At 57.9% G+C, this 18,848-nt stretch carries 13 protein-coding genes and 1 tRNA gene; 2 read left to right on the forward strand and 12 right to left on the reverse strand.

The window, feature by feature from the left end:
- Positions 1-162: 162 nt before the first annotated feature.
- Positions 163-1,440 (reverse strand): ammonia-forming cytochrome c nitrite reductase subunit c552, encoded by a 1,278-nt coding sequence (locus FJE54_RS01275; RefSeq protein ID WP_139650780.1) that lies wholly within the window; start codon positions 1,438-1,440, stop codon positions 163-165.
- A 530-nt stretch (positions 1,441-1,970) separates the two neighbouring features.
- Positions 1,971-3,455 (reverse strand): response regulator transcription factor, encoded by a 1,485-nt coding sequence (locus FJE54_RS01280; protein WP_139650782.1) that lies wholly within the window; start codon positions 3,453-3,455, stop codon positions 1,971-1,973.
- A gap of 239 nt (positions 3,456-3,694) precedes the next feature.
- Between FJE54_RS01280 and FJE54_RS01285 the strand changes: the two genes are divergently transcribed.
- Positions 3,695-5,539: a flavocytochrome c gene (locus tag FJE54_RS01285; RefSeq protein WP_139650784.1), complete on the forward strand. Its 1,845-nt coding sequence runs from the start codon at positions 3,695-3,697 to the stop codon at positions 5,537-5,539.
- A gap of 310 nt (positions 5,540-5,849) precedes the next feature.
- On the opposite strand, the gene FJE54_RS01290 is transcribed toward FJE54_RS01285, so the two are convergent.
- Both FJE54_RS01290 and FJE54_RS01295 read right to left on the reverse strand, forming a co-directional pair.
- Positions 5,850-6,884 (reverse strand): IS1595 family transposase, encoded by a 1,035-nt coding sequence (locus FJE54_RS01290; RefSeq protein WP_139650786.1) that lies wholly within the window; start codon positions 6,882-6,884, stop codon positions 5,850-5,852.
- A gap of 472 nt (positions 6,885-7,356) precedes the next feature.
- Positions 7,357-11,832, reverse strand: a complete 4,476-nt coding sequence (locus tag FJE54_RS01295; RefSeq protein ID WP_139650788.1) for an MSCRAMM family protein — start codon at positions 11,830-11,832, stop codon at positions 7,357-7,359.
- A gap of 261 nt (positions 11,833-12,093) precedes the next feature.
- Between FJE54_RS01295 and FJE54_RS01300 the strand changes: the two genes are divergently transcribed.
- The gene (locus FJE54_RS01300) at positions 12,094-12,675 is read left to right on the forward strand and encodes an AlbA family DNA-binding domain-containing protein (RefSeq protein WP_139650790.1); all 582 of its coding nucleotides are present in this window, start codon (positions 12,094-12,096) and stop codon (positions 12,673-12,675) included.
- Positions 12,676-12,730: 55 nt separating this feature from the next.
- Here FJE54_RS01300 and FJE54_RS01305 read toward each other — a convergent pair.
- From FJE54_RS01305 to FJE54_RS01345, 8 genes are all read right to left on the reverse strand, one after another.
- A tRNA-Ala gene (locus tag FJE54_RS01305) sits at positions 12,731-12,806 on the reverse strand.
- Positions 12,807-13,101: 295 nt separating this feature from the next.
- On the reverse strand, positions 13,102-13,437 hold the full coding sequence (locus FJE54_RS16405; protein ID WP_369406378.1) for a zinc ribbon domain-containing protein: 336 nt from the start codon (positions 13,435-13,437) through the stop codon (positions 13,102-13,104).
- Positions 13,409-13,822, reverse strand: a complete 414-nt coding sequence (locus tag FJE54_RS01320; RefSeq protein WP_139650792.1) for a hypothetical protein — start codon at positions 13,820-13,822, stop codon at positions 13,409-13,411. Before FJE54_RS01320 ends, FJE54_RS16405 begins: the two co-directional genes overlap by 29 nt.
- Before the next feature lie 82 nt (positions 13,823-13,904).
- Positions 13,905-14,276: a hypothetical protein gene (locus tag FJE54_RS01325; protein WP_139650794.1), complete on the reverse strand. Its 372-nt coding sequence runs from the start codon at positions 14,274-14,276 to the stop codon at positions 13,905-13,907.
- 32 nt (positions 14,277-14,308) lie between these two features.
- Entirely contained in the window at positions 14,309-15,445 is a 1,137-nt protein-coding gene (locus FJE54_RS01330; protein ID WP_139650797.1) for an AAA family ATPase, read from the reverse strand.
- A 30-nt stretch (positions 15,446-15,475) separates the two neighbouring features.
- Positions 15,476-15,763 carry an RnfABCDGE type electron transport complex subunit B gene (locus tag FJE54_RS01335; protein WP_139650799.1) on the reverse strand — a complete coding sequence of 96 codons (288 nt, stop codon included), beginning with the start codon at positions 15,761-15,763 and terminating at the stop codon, positions 15,476-15,478.
- A 59-nt stretch (positions 15,764-15,822) separates the two neighbouring features.
- Positions 15,823-18,093 carry a molybdopterin-containing oxidoreductase family protein gene (locus FJE54_RS01340; protein ID WP_180326489.1) on the reverse strand — a complete coding sequence of 757 codons (2,271 nt, stop codon included), beginning with the start codon at positions 18,091-18,093 and terminating at the stop codon, positions 15,823-15,825.
- A gap of 127 nt (positions 18,094-18,220) precedes the next feature.
- Positions 18,221-18,658, reverse strand: coding sequence for a helix-turn-helix domain-containing protein (locus tag FJE54_RS01345; protein ID WP_139650803.1), 438 nt, complete (start codon positions 18,656-18,658; stop codon positions 18,221-18,223).
- Between the last annotated feature and the right edge of the window lie 190 nt (positions 18,659-18,848).

An 18,848-nucleotide genomic window follows, 5' to 3' on the forward strand; every position in this document is an offset into this window, starting at 1 on the left:
GACAAGTCCTTAAAAACCTATCACCCATTTAGGGGGAATTAGCCCGAAATGCCCCACATTTTTGAGTGAACAGGTCGAAATACTCAAACTTTTCGGTGCCAAAGGTTTGGGGGAAGGCCTTTGAGACCTTCCCCCATTAGGAGAGACTCGAAGATGCGCGGTTTACAACATTGCCAGAGCTTCGTCGACAGCAGCCTCGGCCTTATCGAGTGTTTCGAAGGTCAGCTCGGGGTTATGGGCGCCCTCGCTGTTTTCAACCATCACGAAATCCCAATAAAACTGTGCCGTGCGATGGAGGTTCTGGACCTTGGCAAGATCGTCTCCAGCCAGCGTTCCGGCGTCTTTCTGCTCAGCGGTCTTGTTGATCATGTCTTCGATCTTCTCGCTGATGGCCGTTACGCGCTCCTCTTCCTCGGACTGCCAATCGGCAACCTGCTTCTTGAGGTCGGCATGGCAGCTGTTGCAGTCGTTTTCGAGCAGCTCTTGGTTCTCAAGCGGGCTCTTCCACTCATGCGACACGAATTCGGTGCCGTCATCGGCGGTGGTGGTGCCCATGTGGCAATCGGCGCAGCTGTAGCCGTTCTTGGCCATCTGGGTCTGCTTGCCACCGTAGATCGTCTCGAACTCGGGGTGCTGGACCTTGATCATAGCAGCGCCGGTGAGCGGATGCTCCCAATCCTTGAAGCCCATCTCGTCGTAGTACGCGAGGATGGCATCAGGCGTCATCGCGTCGGTTCCCTCGTAGGGGTTGGACGTGGCCTTGGTGTCAGGATTGAAGTAGTACTCGTTGTGGCACTGGCCGCACACCTGAGCCTCCATGGGAACGTTCTTGGTGTCGCTGCCCATGGCCTTCACGAAGAACTGGTTGCCCACCGTGAGCGACTGCGGATCGTTCTCGTGGCAGTTCCAGCAGCTGATAGGCTCGGTGAACTCGTTGATGAGGTCGTTGAACTTCTCGGTGTACACCTGCTCGCCTTCGGTGTTCACCATGCTCGTGAATTGCGGGGTTTTGCAGCTGATGCAGTTGGCGAGCTGCTCTTTTTCGATGGTCCTCGGCGAGTTCTTCACGCTCTCAAGCGAGTACAGGTGGCTTGACGCTTCGTCGTAGCCCAAGGCGAACGCATAGCCCTTGTACATCGTGTTGAGCGCAGGATACAGCTCGAGGTAGTCGTGCTTGCCCGAATCGGGCGAATTCGAGGCGTTGTCCTCGTAGGTTGCGTACTCGCTCGGGTAGATGTCTTTCCACATCTCGGCGGTTACGACCCCGAACTCGTCTGGCGTGGGGGTTTCAACCTGCTTCGGTTCCTCTTTCGGTTCGTCGGTGCCCTTGTTCTGATCTGCCGTGTTGTCGGCCTGCGGCGCACAGGCCACCAGGCCCGTGAACAACGCAATGGCGCACATCGTGCTTAACCAGAGGGCGAGTTTGTTGCGTTTTCTCATAATCTCTCCTCCCGTCGTCTCTCCACCACGAAATATACACACATTCGGTGGGGAATACGGCGACGACGCTACGTCATGGTACTTTCCATCATCGAAGAGTAGGAGAAAACCCTTTATTCTCAACTGTGAGAGATATCATCATGGATTCTGCGGCAAGCACGCACTCGCTCGGAGCGCGGGCGGCGTCCTGCGCGTTCTGACCCCGCAAACAATCTGGACATGAGACCGGCGTCGGCGCGTTCCACCCTGCAAGAAATCGAGGCATCGGGATGGCAACCCCGTTCCCGAAGCAAGCAAATCAGTCAACTTGGGAACATAGAGCGAAGAACTCGGGCATGGACACGCGCGGAGTGGCATGGCTGACCGGCATTCCCAAAGAGCTTCCGCGCGTAGCCTTCGCGTGGCCGCCTGGCCGCCTGTCCGTGTGGCCGCCTGATCGCCTAGCGATAAACTTAATGCGACAACCGGGAAACTGAGGAAACCAGATTAAGCACATATGAGGATAGAGCACTTGCAGCGAGCCCCGTCGCTCAGGGTTCGATCCGATCGATCGCATCGAGCAGTTCTTGCTTGGAGTGCACGCCCACTTTGCGGTAGATAGTTCGCGTGTAGTTACGCACGGTGTTTTCGGAATAGCTCAGCTGCTTGGCGATCACGTTGCGGCTTCTGCCTTGGGCGATCAGGCGCACGATGTCTGCCTCAAGCGGGCTGAGGCCGAAGGCTTTCGCGAATGAATCGAACGGATCGCCGATGTCGCTTCGAGAAACGAGAGGATCGGCGCTCTCTTCGCGAGGCAGCGCTTTGAGTTCGTAGGCAAGTGGCTGGGTCACCTCGGGTTGCGGGCGCAGCACGAGCACCATCTCGACAAGCACCACGAACGCCATGCAGATGAGCAGCCACAGGCCGTGATCGAGCGTCGGGCCAACCGCGTAGACGATGATACGTCCGATGCTCATGGCGAAAAGCGCACCGCCGTAGACGATGCCGTACAGAAGCGCGGTGTCTTTGCGCGAGTGGCGCCCGATCAGGTAGATGAAAAATACGAGGGGAATGTAGAAGCACGTGATCGCGTTCGTCACGAAGAACGTTCCCACTTCTTCCGATCCCGGCCACCCGCTCATGAGAAACCCGATGCATACGATCATGAGGGCGTTCACGAAACCCCAATACGTCGAGAGCCTGAACCCCCGTCCGCGCACGAGCACCCACCAAATGGTGAACACAATGCAGGCGATCACGAGCAGCTGATGGACCGAACGCACCGTCTGCGACAGTTCGCGGATGCGCCCGTCGGGATAACCGAGCGCCATGCCGAGCAGCAGCGCGTAGAGAACGAACGCTACGACGATCTGGGAGATGTAGGGGCGGTACCGTTCACTGTAGGCCGTATCGCATGGTTCGGCTACCGGATCGCCCCGCTTGTCGAGAATCGCCATGGATTGCCAGTAGGCGATCACCGAAAGCGCCGGTACGAACAGGTTGAGGATGCCGATGACGTCGGCGCTCAGGTACCCCGCTACCAACGAGAGAAAGCACGAAAGCGCGAGCCCGCCCGCTGCGTAGAGAAACGCCTCGCCCGGCTTGAGGCGCTGCAGGAAGAACACCCAGATGATCTCGCCGCCCACAAGGCCGACTCCCCCGATCACGAAACGAGCGACCTCAAACGACAGCGTGCCGAAAAACAGATCGACAAGGTAGAACGCACCCGAAAGCGTCATGAGCACCAAGCCCGACCACGCGAAGAACGACTGCGAGCTGTGGGAGAATTTCGTTTTGTACGACAGGAACAGCAGAAGCGCAATCACGCCGACCCGCACGATGTTCGCGCCGACCGTGACATGTCCGTAATCGGCCGAGAAGTGGAGGTTGTAGAAATTGTACTGGTACCACAGCCGCATGAGGCCCATTCCGAAAAAGGCGATGGAAAGGCCAGGCAAAAACGCCACCTTGAAGTCTGCAAAGGATCCGGTGTGCAGGTTTGCGTCGATATCGGTTCGCTGTGGTTGCTTCCTCATGCTTCACCCCCGAAGAAGGGATTATAGCATTGGGCTGGTGCGTCGCGGAAAGCGTTAGCGAAACCAAACCCGTGGATGCACGATCCTCACCTGCGGTTTTGCAAAAAGGTACATTTTGGACACCGCAAGGATACCTTTCGAGTCTAGTTTGCCCCAACCCATAAGCCTATGCTCGCCGAGATTCGCCGAGCGGATCGATCGGACACAAGGGCCCGCCAAGCGGGCGGAAGGGAGCAGCAATGCCTGAAAACATCAGCAGAAGGACGTTTGTGCGAGGAGCAGCAATGCTCGGCGTGTACGGAGGTCTCATGGGCTTCGGCTTGACCGGATGCGCAGCACCGTCGAAACCCGAAGAAAAGGCAGCGGCAGCGTGGAAGGCTGGAACGTACAGCGCCGATGTGGTGGGTCATAACGCGCCGTTCACCATCGACGTCACGTTCTCCGAAAGCGCCATCACCGCCATCGATACGAGCACAAGCCAGGAATCGCTCGGCGTGGGCGCGTACGCGCTTGAGGATCTGTCGGCCAAGATGATGGAATTCCAGACGCTCAACCTCGATGCGGTTACCGGCGCGACGCTTTCGAGCATGTCGCTTGCACAGGGCGTGAAGGAGTGCGCCGAGCAGGCGGGTGCGGCAAAGGATCTCGAAAGCGCAGCCGCGCCCGAGGAGGAGATTGCCGAAACGTACACGGCCGACGTGTGCGTGGTCGGAGGCGGCGGTGCGGGACTTGCCGCAGCGATTTCTGCATCCCAGGCGGGTGCAACGGTCGTCGTCGTCGAAAAGTGCGGCATTACAGGCGGCTCGACCAACGTGTCGGAGGGCGCGCTCAACGCGGTTGACCCCGAGCGGCAGGAAAAACAGGGCATCGAGGATTTCGTTGAGACCTTCTATACCTCGACCATGGAAGGCGGCCACAACCTCGGCGATCCGACGCTTGTCCACTACTTAACCGACAACGCCCTCGATTCGGTGCACTGGATGGAGTCGCTCGGCGTCGCGTTCAAAGACGAAGTAGGTTCGGCCACCGGCTCGCTCGGCGAGCGCAGCCACTACCCCGCCACCCCCTCTGGCAACACCTATATCCGCTCGTTCATCGACTATATCGAGAAGAATTCCGACACGATCACGATGCTCCACGAGATGCAGGTGACCAAGCTCAACACCGACTCGAGCGGCGCCGTTGTCGGCGTAGAGGCGCTCCATCGCGGCACTGAACCCGTCACCGTCGAGGCGAAATCGGTCGTGATCGCAACAGGCGGATTCGGCGCGAACGTCGAGTACCGTCAGAAGGTGAATACGGGCGTATGGTCGAGCGTCACCCTTGATGACACGATTGGCTGCACGAACATCAAGCCGTGCGCGCAGGGCGAGGGTCTTTCACTCGCCGAAGGCGCCGGTGCCGAATTGGTAGGCCTTTCTGATATCCAGCTGCATCCGTGCGGCACGCCGGGAACCGGCCTTATGGAAGACATCCGCACTTCGGGGCGCAACCGCGTGTTCGTGAACAAGGAAGGCTCGCGTTTCGTGAACGAAGGCGCCGAGCGCGACAAGCTGTGCGAGGCCATCTTCGCTCAGCCCGAATCGACGTACTGGATCGTGGTCAACAAGGTGCGCTACCCCTCTGAAACCGAGCCTGATGCCAACGGCGCGACCATCGAGAACATGCTCTCGCTCGGCCACATCGTCAAGGGAGAGACGATCGAGGATTTGGCCGAGCAGACCGGCATGGACGCCGCGAAGCTCCAGGCATCCATCGACGCCTACAATGCGGTCGTCGCAGGCGAAGCGGAAGACGAGTTCGGATTCAAAGCCGGCAACACCGCCGACACGCAGCTGACCGAAGGCCCCTGGTACGCATGCCGCAAGGTGCCTACCGTTCACCACACCATGGGCGGTATCAAGATCGACGTTGACTGTCACGCGCTCGACGCATCGGGGAAGTCGGTTGCAAACCTGTACGCATGCGGCGAGTGCACGGGCGGCATCCACGGCAGCAACCGCCTCGGCGGCAACGCCATCGCCGACTGCATGACTTTCGGCCGAGTGGCAGGCGCGCAGGCTGCCGCGAACGCAGGAGCATAGCGCACGCAAGCTACTGGAACGTGGGAGCATAGGCCGGTGTAGACTGCCACAAGCATGAACAAGCAAGCACACAAACCAGCGAGCAGACACGCGAACCTGTGCGCTTAAGCAGCCGACCCGCGCGAGCTCGGTTCTGCCGAACTGCATACGCGCAAGGAGCGCGACAAGTTGAAGCTTGCCGCGCTCCTTCGCTTTCGGGCTTATGCGAAGCTCGGTGCCAAGGGCTGCACGTACCCGACGGCTTGCGACAGGTCGAACCATACGCTCGCTTGGTGCTCACACGCGAAGTAGGTGCAAGAAATTGGCTGTGTTAGACCACTGTTGACATATTCCAGTACTCTCCGAAGGGAAACGGAGTTGAAGGATAGTTCCTTCTGGTCGTCTCGTATGTTCCGCTTATGGCATTTGAGTACAGCACCTCACGACGGTCAGCATCGCTTTTCCTGAATTGCTCAACGTAGCAAAACCAGTCAAGGTAATGTTTAAGGCGCCTTGTGGAAACACCTTTGAACGGGAATAGGAAATCCCTCAAGCGTGAATGGAGAGCATTGACCATGTTGATCTTATACCCCTTACCCGATGATGTGCAATAACGCCTATGCCCCGCACCGATCGATGCCAAGGCTTTGGGGTAAGCTGCATCCCAGTCACTTGATACGATGGCCCCTTTTTCGACCTTGCCCTTTAGGAGCGCCTCGATATCTTCGATGCTCGATTTGCCCCGACAGCACACCTCGCAGAAGCAGTCTCCCCGGTCACTGATGCCGGTTAAGATGCTGATCCTTTCCCTGGACGACCCCGAAACATGTATGGCGTTCCCCCGCTTATGGGGTTTTCTCGGTAGCGAAACAGACCCTGATCTGGTCCAGTTCCCCGAGAGATTCTCATTGACTATGGTTTCATCGATCTGGCAGGCTGACCCTTTCCCGACACGAAAAGGCATGAGTCTTTTCGCCATCACCTCACAAAGGCGGTGGCGCATGAACCAGGCGGTGGAAAGGCAGGTATTGCAACGCTTGGCAGACTCCCGAAGACTCAATGCATCCACCATGCATGCGGCAAAGCTCATCCACGCCCCTCCGCTGAGCTTCGAGTTTGCCAGCAGTCCTTTGGTCGCACCGGAAAAGGTCCGCGCACAGCCGCCGCAAAGCCATCGTTGTTCTCTTGAGCGGCCATGGCCCTTCTTGGTGAAGCGCGCACAGCCGCAGTGCGGACAAACGGAAGGTCCGTTGCCTTCAGAGCTAACGATCAGCTCTTCGGCAATGGCTTCTTTTAGGTGGGCGAGCATCTCGATTTTCTCAGCGCGGGTTAGCTGGGGCAAAAGTTGGTGTAGAATCTCAAGCATAGGCTCTTCTCCTTACTGGTCGTCTGATAACTTTCAGTATAGTTGGAGAGCCTTTTTGGTACAAGTGTTCTTGTCAACAGTGGTCTAACACAGCCAAGAAATTGCGGATTGGTAAATGCTGAAGGTGCTCTACACGGTCTCCAAAGCAAAGTATGCGACGTTTCCCCAGCTCGGCAAATCAAAGGCATGTTACCGTGCGCGTATGGGAGACGTGTCATTTACAAAACCGTCATTTCTTGCACCTACTTGGGTTTCGAGCACCAAAAGGACGACGCGACCACCGAGAGCGCGAGTAAGCATAGGGCGCACATCCGAACATGCGGGTCGGAACACTCGGCCAGACGAGCGTGGCACAATCCTTTCCGAGTATCGTACTTCAAGCGGATTATCACGCCGATGGGCGGCCGAAGCCGCCCATCTTCTAAAGCATATGGTTCTTAGCCGCTGATCAGCCCTAGTGCAAGCCGTAACGCTAGCGGCGGTTCGACCTGCCCCTTATCGCCACGCCCGCGAGCACTCCTAACGCGAGCACCGCCAAAGCTCCGATCGCCACAAGTAGGGGCAGCACGCTATCGCCTGTTGCCGCCCAAGCTGCACCGCTTGGCGTTGCAGCAGGTTTGCTCGCCGCAGGGTTCGATGGATCCGCGGGATCGGCAGGGTCGGTCGGATCGACAGGATCGATCGGGTCGACAGGCCCCGGAGGATCGGGCGGCGTGGGATCTTCTACCTTCTGGTTCATTACCTGACCGATATCGAACGAAAGCGTCGTCCGGTCAAGCGTCACCTGGTGCACGTCTTCGCTCATCACGTAGCCTTCGGGCGCAGCGATTTCTTTCACGAGATACGACCCCTGAGCCTTGTCCGTAAATACAACGGTACCGTCTTGGCCGCTCTCAGCCGTCTCGAGCGGATCATCGAGTGCGGGGTCGGCCGTAGCCAACCAGAGGCCGAACGTGGCACCCGCCAATGCGGCCCCGTCCCCGTCGGTCTTGGTCAGGGCGATGGTTCCGAGGCTCAGGGTATTCGCAACCGTGCCGAGATCAACGTTAAGCTGCAAGTTGCTCACGATTCGAGCCTGATGAACGGCTGAGTCGGCATCGAAGCCAGCTGGAGCTGTAATCTCCTTTACCTGGTACTCGCCGCTTGCGAGATCGGCGAACGTCACCGAGCCGTCAGCTTGGCTCGTTGCCGTCTTAAGCGGCTCATCCGCTTCGACATCGGCGCCCGACGGCCAGATGCCGAAGACAGCATCGGCGAGACCATCGCCGTTGTGGTCGACCTTTGTAAGCGTTACGGTGCCATCGAGCGCACCTGTGAGGCCAGCATCGACATCGCTGCGCGCATCGCCGCTTGCCAAGGCAAGCTCGTCGGTTTCCCACGTATCTTTGAGCTTGGAATCGTTTTCGGCACCCGCTCCCCCGACAGCAAGATCGGTCGGAATATGGGTCGAGAGCGGTTCGATCGCCACTTTGTACGTGCCAGGCTTCAATCCGGTAAACGAATACGCACCGCCTGCCGACGTTGTCATGGAACCGGTTTCTTCCGCAACACTACCGTTCATGCGATACAGCGTCACCTTCGCGTTTTCAAAACCCGGCTCGTGAGAATCCTGCACGCCGTTTCCGTCCGTATCCTCCCACACGTAATCGCCGATGCTCGCCTTGGTGTAAAACCCACCGTCGACGTTTTCAGGGTGGCTTTCGGTTGCAAGGTTCACCGTGGCCGAAGCAAGATACGTGTCTGCACGCACAAAGTCGTTGTCGACTTCCTTGTCGGAAATCGCCTGGTATCCGGTTATCTCAAGGTTAACCGGAAGATCGATCTCGACACGGTAGCGCTCGGGCAACAGCCTGTCGAACTCGTAATGGCCCACTGCGTCAGTGGTCGTTTGCGCAACGAGACTGTCATCCCAATCGTAAAGCCGCACGATCTTGTTCGCGTACACAGGCTCGCTCGCATCGCGCGTGTCGTTTCCATCGGCATCCTCCCAAAGGATGCCCGCGAGTTTCTTGTCGGCTGAACTCTTGCTGATGTAAATGCCCGATTTATGCGGTTCGCCGGGCACAATGTAGCCACCTGCGTGCTTACCACCAGCCGACATCGCATTCCAACCCACGAGTGTCGTCGATGCCGCGTTCTCTGGAATCGTAACATTGAGGCGCACTTCGAAGGAGTCGGTTGCATTGAGGCCGTCGGTCTTGACGAGCATGACCGCCTTGGCCGTCGAAGGAAGCGCTGAAGCGCCATCCCACGGAGTCCAGGTTGCGCCCGAGCTTCCCGAGAAATCGGTTAAGTCGATTTGATTGGTGGCGGGTGTCGCATCTTCGGAATAATACAGCTCGAACGCAGACGACAAAGCAGCTCCGGAAGTATCCGTCATGCTGTCAACCTGCAACTGCGCAGTGCTCTTTTTTGCGTTGCTGCTCAGCGCCATCGTATCGCCGAGCACAGGCAGCATGTCGATGATACGCACCTCCTCGAGGTTCGTCGATTCGGTGTTGGTTGCGCTGAGCGAGAAGTACCCGCTTCGCGCGCCGAGCGAAGTATCGGTCGTCTGGGTGAGCGCGTAGTCTGATCCGTTGACCGATGCAAGCTTCTGCGGGTTCAGGCCAAGCCCGTTATCGACGGGAATGCCCCATCGGTACGTGGAGCCATAAGCACGGTCCGCAAGCGCGTCGATGATGGCCCAGTCGGCAGGCCGGTTGAGATACCAACTGTTCACGACGCCGGCACCGCCCCCGCTGTACTGCTGCGTAGGATCATCACTTGCAACGAGGTAACGGAAATACGCTTCCGATCCGATACCCGGTTTCGCTATGCCTTTCAAATTCACCGAGTATTGCGTCCAGGCACTGGTGATATCGCCGTTCCACGTAATTGAAACCAGCTGATAACCGTTATTCGCAACAGAGACGGACCATGTCGCATCGGGAAACCGGCTGTCAAGCTCCATGTCGAGGATTTCGATGTTGGGATCGACGATAAGATACGATGTCGCATCGCGCAATACCGAATTCGTTATATAGTGGCGGACGCTGAACGATACGTCTTTGCCGGGAATAATAGGGTTTGGAGATGAGGGGCTTTCCCATCCAGCCAAGCCAACCTCGGGATTGTTCGCCACCACGTTGGTTGTCGTGGTGCGTGCGTTCTTGATACCTTCGTCCTCGATCTGCGAGTATGTGGAGCTTCCAGGGAAACGGATTTCGCCCGTCATGTACGCACCGTTCGTAAGTGCATTGTCGTCGTAGGAGGTGCCGGTATTCACGATGCCGTCGGTCGTAGTGCCGAGAATCCTGATCTTCACAGGGCTCGATCCAGCCGTCACCTCATCGCCCGTCGCTCCGAAGAATTTGAACTGGACCTGCGTGACGTAATCGCCTGCCGCAAGTCCGAGGCTGTCGATGTTGACCCGGCCCGTTGCGCTCGGCGAGCCGGCAGCGCGCCATACACCGGGATCGGAAGCCGTCTGGTAAAGCATCTGCGTTCGCACGGTTTCTCCCCGCGAAGGATCGAGAATCGCGTAGGGAACCCACGTCACCGTGCGGTACTCGACGGCATCGAAGAAGTTCGCTTCACCTGCGCGAAGAGGATCATCGGTGAGCGTTGCGCCTTTCATATCGGCATACGGGGTATAGTCGAGCTCGAAGCTGACCGCCTGATCGCCCGTTCGATACACTTGGCCTACCGCATGCTTCATGAAGAAGGCGTTCGCATCGGCTCCCCCGTTTTGATAGGAGACGGTTTCGCTGATGGAACCTGTCTCCGTGATGGGCGTGCCATCGAAGCGGGTGGCCGTATAGGTGACATCGATCTGGTACTGAGTTTCCCCAGGCGCCGTCATCGGCGGATAGCTATAGAGAACCGTGATCGTTTCCTTGTCGTTTTGGTTGCCGACTCCGAGCAGACCTATCGGAACAGTTGCCACTTTGCCGCCCGAGCCGTCATCGACTACCGGATATTCAACGTCTTTGTACACAACCGAAAGAACTTCGGCATCGCCGGGAAACTCGATTGTGACCGAAGCGTCGTTCTGGTTGAGACCGCCGAGATACGCCTCGCGCGTGAGATCGATCGTTGCACTGTGAAGGAAGATCGGATTGATGTTCTGCGGAGTCACCTGCATGACGGTGCCGAGGGGGTTGTTGGCCGGATTCACCTCGTCGGGCGTCATGGTATGGGAGAAAGCGTTCGATGCAGAAAGGTCGATTACGGGCTCGAACGATTCGCTCGGCAAGCTCACCCCCGCAGGGAAACGGAACCATGCCTCGAGCTTATGGAGCGACCCCACCGAAAGCTCGTTATTGTACGTGATGGTAACCGTATCACCTGGTTGCGGATTCGCGGGCGACACCGTGTACTGCCCGTTCGTGGTGGGGAGCGATTGGATTTCCACGTTGTTCGGGATGGTGAACGACACTTGCGCGTCGCGGATGCCCTCGGTAGTCGAGGCACCCTCCGAAATGCTGTTCATCTCGATAGTCATCTTGAAGGACGCGCCTGAAAGCGGGTTTGTCGGCGTGGTGGTTACCGAGCCTGTCAACCGGGCGATTTCGTTTGCCAACGGAGCAACGGGCTCGCCCTCGGAAGCGTTCGGCTCGACGGTGTTTGCAGCAGCGGCATGCGGGTCGACGGCTGCACGTTGCTCACCGCCCTCTCCCTCAGACCCCGCTGCGGATCCGGCGTCATCCGCCTTGCTGGATGAGGCCGAGGCATCGTCGGATGATGTATCGGATTGGCCGTTGTCCTGACCGCCCGCTGAAGAGCCTTGGTCGCTCGCAGAGTCGTCAGCAGATCCCCCCGACTGGGTTGACGAAGAGGGGGATTGTTCCGCGCTTGCTTCGTTCGCGTACCCCGAGATGGGTACGAGCGACAAAAGCAGGCAGAAGGTAACGAGCAGCGCAAGCAGTTTTTGTCGGCCGCCCGCACTCCGAGTACTCCCGATCATAGTATCTCCTTGTCCGTTTATGCTTCATTCATGTAAGAGGCTATACATATATGGAAGGAATTATATATGTTCTTGTAATTTTGTCACTAGTCAAGTGGCAGAAATAGGGAAGAACATATTAATTTAGGGAGTCACAAGGCATCGCGCACCATTACAATTGATTTAGAACCTGAAATGGTGATGGAACCTTCGCATAGGGGAAATGTCCCGAAACATGTCCCGAAATGATAAAATGTCTCGAAACAAATGAAGATAACCCGAATGGACCAATCCGAGTTCGAGCAGCATCTTTCCAAGGGCGAAGGATTAACGATCGAGTTCAAGCGATGCGGTAATCAGCCTGAAAAAGATACCTATGAAACTATTTGCTCGTTCGCGAACCGTCAAGGCGGCAGCATCTTCCTTGGCGTTCAAGATGATCGCACGGTATCGGGGGTGCCAAGGCAAGCTGAATTATCCATGCAGCGTAATATCATCAACGTCGTGTCAAATCCAAACGCATTCAACCTGACCCCATCCCTCGAATTTGAGACAATCGAGTACAAAGAAAAAATGGTCCTTCGCATCTGGGTTCCTATGGGGTCCGCTGTGTACCGCTACAAAGGCGACGTTTACGACCGCATGGCAGACGTAGACATCAAAATCACAAGCGACGATCAGGTAGCAGGGCTCTACATGCGCAAGCGCAATCATTATTCAGAGAGGAAAGTCTACCGATTCCTGAGCAAAGATGATCTTCGAGCATCATCGAAGACAGCGCAGCGACACCTTGCGGCAATGGTCGAGCGAGGCTTTCTCATTGCGGAAGGAGCAACACGCGACAGGAAATATCGAAAGGCTTGATTCAGTCTTTGTAAGACGGGCCCCCGCCTTTGGGACGAGGGCCCGTTAGTTTCCGTGGTGGAGATGATGGGATTCGAACCCACGACCCCCACGTTGCGAACGTGATGCTCTCCCAGCTGAGCTACATCCCCACGAAGGTGCGCAGTGCGCGAGAAAGTATTTTCCCCGCAACGCGCCTGTTTGTCAAATGCGAAGTGGAATTAATCCGAACATCTGCACATCAGACGCACGAACGGGCAACGCAGGCCGTTATCTGCGACATGCAACCAGCACGAGCGTCTTGCCGCCAGAGCACTTGACGCCGCCGCCCAACGCACATCGGCCGCGGACGCGCAACAGCGCACCGCGAACGGTATGGCGCGGGCAGACCGCAAACACACCGCGCCCTTCCGCACGCCAACCGCGAGCTCTCGCCGCATTTCCCCGCTACACCTTAGGTGCCCCCGGCGTCTTCGGAGGCGCGGGCGAATTCGGCGCCGCAGGGGCACCGGGGTTGCCTGCTTGACCGGAGGCACCTGGAACCCCCGGAGCCCCCGGCGCCCCGGGCGCACCGGGAAAAGTTTGCGTTACCGGCAGGTTCGCCCCGCAGGCGGAGCATACCTCCGCCGAAGAATCGTTTACCGTGCCGCATTTCGGACACGTCTTATCCGACGTTACCGCCGCTGGTCTAAAACACATACATGCCTTCCTTCTTGAAACATATCGTTGATTTCGCTTGTATCGATCGCCGGCTTCACAGCCCCATACCGAGCAGCGATTCATCGAGCTTGGGCTCGAACGCCGCCGGGTCGAACTGCTCGGAAGGAATCGTGTAGGGAAGCTTCTCGATCTCAAGCGCTACCGGCTCGAGATCGAGAAAGCCGCGCTCCTTCAGCCGCCCTACCGCCTCAGCCGATAACCTGATCTGGAATTTCTCCTCACCGTCGACCCGTATGGTGAGCAAACTCGCCCAAAGCCTTACTCCCTCGTCGCACGCGGTCCGTCCCGACCGCTCTGCGCTTCGAACCGTCAACGCTACCTCTTCGTCGCCGAAGCCCCGCGAGATGAGGTTCAGATGATCTTCTTGACTCAACCCGACAATTCCCTCTTTCGTGCAGAACCCGTCGATGAAGAACAGGGTTCCGTGCGTCGCATACGTCGTATCCATATCTATCGCCACCGTTTCTCGTATCGCCCGGCCTAAATCCCGACTCATCGCATCCGTCTGTCGCTCGTCGCAAACGAGACGCTCATCGTTTCTCCCTCGATGGCTTCACTACCGAAAGCTTTGCGCTTGCCGAAAGGTCGTCCACATACCGGCTGACCTCGAGAACCCATCGGTCGAATACCGCCTTCAGATCCGCGACAGGGTACCTTCCCTCGCGGTAGTAGAGCTTGTACGGGTACTCGACGATGAGCTGGTACGCCTCACTTCCCTCCGCAACCGCACGCACATCCAGGGGGCTGATCATGGTTGCGGAGTTCGCCGCCTGATACAGCTTGTAGAATGCAGCACGTATCTGTCCGCGCGCATTCGGATCGGCCGTTTGCGACAACGCTTCATCCATCAGCTCCGACGCTTCGCGCACCAGCACGAACGAGTCTTCGTAGAGAACAGCCATGCCGACCTCCTTTCAACGCACACCCGCAAAGCCTACGAGAACAGCTCGCGCAAGGCGGCTTCGTCGGTCACATCGATTTCGGAGGTGCGGGTAACGCGATCCTCTTTGGCGAAGTGGTAGACCTTCACATCGTCCTTCGGCACCGTACCGTCTAACACGAGCTTCCTCATTTCCTGAAGCACGTGATCGGAATGCGAGGTGATGAGCACCTGCTTGCCCTCCTTCGTGAAATCGGCAAGGATCTGGGCCATCGTACGCTGGAAGCGAGGGTGCAGGTGGGTTTCCGGCTCTTCGATCATGACGAGGGATCCCGGTTCGGACAGCGACCCTAAAACGATCGAGGCGACCGATTGGTTCACGCCGTATCCCGAGTTGACCGCGCTCACCCACATGCCGCTTTCGGCGAGGTCGATGACCACACTCGGGCCGCTCATCACATACGGGCTGATCTCGACGCCGAGCGAAGAGAGCCGATCCGTCATACGCGTGAGCTGCTCTTCCATCGCAGGATAGCGCTTCGCCTCATTGATGCGGTATATGATCAGGTTCGACAGCCACTCTTCGAGCGCAGACGAGTCGCCGGTGCGGTTCGAGATGTCCTCGACCGTGGGCTTCCCGGCAAGCAGAGGATAGTTGTACTTCGTGAACCCTCGGTTCGAGGAAAGGTACAGCATGTTCTCGAACCATTCCATCGTGCGCTTCTGCTCCTGCATGGTTTTTGCAGGATCGGACGAAGTGAACACGCCGCCGCCGTAACCCCCGGCCGCTATCGGGAAGAACAAACGCCCCGAGGCCTCGACGGCGCCATCGGTGCGGCTGTCCCATTGCCAACCCTGTTCGCCATCGACGGCGAACGTCTCCACCACACCGTTCATGGATGCATCGAGACTGTACTGCAGGTCCTCTTCGCTCCCATTCAGCGTAACGGAAATCCTGATAGGGAGCTCGGTGTCGTGGCGAGACACCACCTCCCGGTAGTCGCCCAGGCGCAGAAGGTAGTCGTTGAAACTCAACTCCTTCTTCTGCAGGCTCTGCTTGATGAAGGCGAGCGATTGAATGACCGTCGTCTTGCCGGTCGAGTTGAATCCCGTGAGTATGTTGATCTTCGAAAAATCGAGATCGGCAGCTTGTTGTGCTTTGAAATTTTCCAGGTGAATATGCTTGAGCATGGCTATCTCCTCAGGTAACAGCAATCAGTATCATCGTGCACGTATATAAGCGCTCACCGGTTTTGCAGGCGTTATGATAAGCGCATGGGTCGGGCACCATTTCACGCATGCCATGCACCCCACGCACACGTAATCTTTTTTCGCTTCGGCTCGATCGTCGGTGGCCGCACAGCCCCCACCGTCTCGATCATCGAGGGGGGCGGAATCGCTTGTGCGCCGATCGCCGGCAAGCGCGAAGTTGTCGCGCACGCACTGCCGCACGCACGCGCCGCACCCGCAGCACGACGGGCCGATATGAATAACATAGGGTGAATACATGGCACCTTCTCGTTCGCTCGGACCTCCGCCGCAGGCAGGGCGGAGGTCTCTCAGCTGACTTATTTCGTAAACGTGTTGAACGGAGCTTCGGCAGCCTTGTACACCTTGCACTGCGCAAGTTTCATGTTGTACACGCCGCTCAGCTTGCAGCAATTCTCGACGGCGTTATCGGTGCACATGTTGATATTCGATATGAACCAGCCACCGAGCCAGGGGTCTTCCTCGGGAAGCTCGGGGAACCACCAACCGTGCTGCGCCGAAATGACCTGGGGCATAATGCCCGAATCGAGCTTGGCGCGCTGGAGGCACTTGCCGCGCAGCGTCTCGATCCAACACCACATGCCGTCGCCGATGCCGAGGTTCGCCGCCATTTCCGGGTGGATCTGGAAGTACGGATCGGGATAGCGCTCGCGACATCCTTTCACCTGACGGTATTCGGAGTGGTAGTACGGCATGAAGCGAGAGCCCGCCGTCAGAATGAGCGGGTACTCAGCCGCAAGCTCGGGCGTCGATACCGGAGACTCGAACGGCTCCTCGTAGTACGGGATGGCCTCGTCTTCGGAGAAGAGCTTTTCGAGAATGGTCGAATAGATTTCGACTTTGCCCGTCGGAGTGCCGAATCCGTACAGCTCGCCTGTTTGCGGATCGGTGAGCTCGTGCCACTTGTCGGGCGAGGGGCAGAACACCGGCTTGCCCACCGTATCGGCCGATTTGACCCCGAGCGGCTCAACCATGTAGTCGTTCGCCTCTTCGGAATCCTTCCACGGCCAGTACTTCTCGAACTCCTCCTTCTCGAACGTGCCCTCGGCAAGCGAGCGCCAAAACGCGTAGTTGTCGCGACGTTCGTACAAGGGCTCAATGGCGGCTTCGCCGGTAAGGGCAACACCCGAGATGGCGGGTCCGCCGCCGTTGGTGCCCCACACCTGCACGCGCTCGAGCCAGCCTGCGGCGGGCAGTACGTAATCGGAGAGCATCGCGGCTGGCGTCATGGTGTACTCGTGCGTCACCATGAGATCGAGCAACTTGATGCACTCGTACAGATCGTTCGAATTCGAAAGGTTGGAGAAGGGGTTGGAGGCGAAGCAGATCATGCCCTTAACGGGATACGGCTTGCCGGTCTTGATGGCTTGGCTCACGATTGACCAATTGTGCGTGCACGTCGCATCCTGGTTGAGAAAGTAGGGGTGCTTGAACACGCGGCTTTGGGCATCGGAGATCATCTGGTAGCTCGGCCAGCTGTGCATGGGGAATTGATCGGCCCCGAGCTGTTTCTCGCGTTGCGATACGGGAAGCAAGTCGGGCATCTCCATCGAGGCGAGTGGGCGGACAGCATTGGGCGGAGCGAGGTAGGTTTGCCCCATCTCGTTGACGCCGACGAGCGCTTTAAGCAGCGCTTTCGCTCGATTCGCTTGCGTCATGTTGCGTCCGATGGTGTCGGTGGGAAGGCCCCACGGCATGAAGCACGGACGAATAGTCGCGTACATGCGTGCCGCAGCCCGGATCTTCTCGGCGGGCACCCAGGTGATTTCGGCAACCTTCTCGGGCGTGTAGGCCTGTACCGCTTCTTTGAGTTGATCGAAGCCGTACGTCCACTTCTCGACGAACTCCTTGTTGTAGAGCTCTTCGTTGATGATGACGTTCATCCAGCCGAGCGCGAGCGCGCCGTCGGTACCAGGGCGCAGACGCAGCCAGATATCCGCCCGTGCCGCGTACTCGGTGCAGCGCGGATCGACGACGATGATCTTCGCGTCGGGATTGTGTTCGAACAGCTGGCTGTAACCCCAGTGCTCGGGGAAATCGCCGCACTGAGCGGGATTGCGACCCCAGAATACGACGCATTGGGTATTCGGCGCGGTAGACGTTGCGCCGAACTGGCCGAAGGTGGTGCTCTCAATGGAATAGGTGGGGCACCAGCACATCTCGGCTCCTCCCATGGCAACGTTAGGGCTGCCGTATTGGTTGAAGAAGCGGGAGATGTACCACTCGTCGGAGCGGCCGGTACCATGGGAGAACACGACGGTTTCGGGCCCGTACTCGTCGGCGAGTCTGCGCAGTTCGGCACCGATCTCCTCACATGCCTGATCCCACGAAATCTGCTGCCATTTGCCCGAGCCGCGAGCTCCGATACGCTTGAGCGGGTAGTTCAAACGCTTCGGATGATCGAGCCACTCAAGCTGAAACCCGACACGCTCGCATACCTTGCCCTGGTTGATGGGGCACTGAGGATCCCCCTCGATTTTCGTCGCCTTGCCGTCTTCGACCGTGACGAGGACGCCGCAGTTGGAGTGGCAACCGAAACACAGTGATTTTTTCAATTCAATGTTAGACATAACGCCTTCCCTTCTGTCCGTGATGAGCACGTCCAGCTCGTTGGAAAACGCATGATGCTGAAAGCGTTGCGCACGCTTGCGGGTTCGACTGCCTAAACCGCTCGAAACGGCGTGTGATCTGCTGCCGTTACCGATCGGTACAGGGATGGACTGCGGTGCGCTTTGCACCCTTTTTGTCGAACGGATCGCATAACTCGAGCGCCCCGACGATCGCCATAAGCTGATCGCGGCTATCGGCGTTAAAACGCTTTTTGAGGGCATTGATATGCATTCGCACCGTGGCTTCGGAGATGTCGAGTTCGCTTGCTATCTGTTTCGGGGCAAACGAACGAGCCATCAGCTGCAGTATCTGACGTTGGCGTTCGGTGAGCGAGGGAGCGACGCTCGGCGGGCCTTTCACCGGCTCGACCAAAAGAATCTCTCCGCTGATGGAAACATCGAACGTCCCATCCGAATACCGCGGCTGCAACTCGGTGCGGAACACGCGAAGCAGTTCTTGCATGTCTTCCACGTCGCACCGATGGATGAAGTCACCGTCACTACTGTAAACCAGTATCGAAAGCATACCCAGCTCCTCGTGCTTGCTTTACACGCGCCCGCGCCACATTCTCGAACCAAAGGTTAAGAATGTCCCCTTGTAAGGCCTGCCATGCCTTCGAACCAGTATACGGAGCAGGCGGCACCGAGCACAACCTATCAAAATGGATAGCTGCATCACTCTACTATCGATTTTACTAGCTTTCAGATGCAACGTG

Source organism: Raoultibacter phocaeensis, assembly GCF_901411515.1.
Lineage (GTDB): Bacteria > Actinomycetota > Coriobacteriia > Coriobacteriales > Eggerthellaceae > Raoultibacter > Raoultibacter phocaeensis.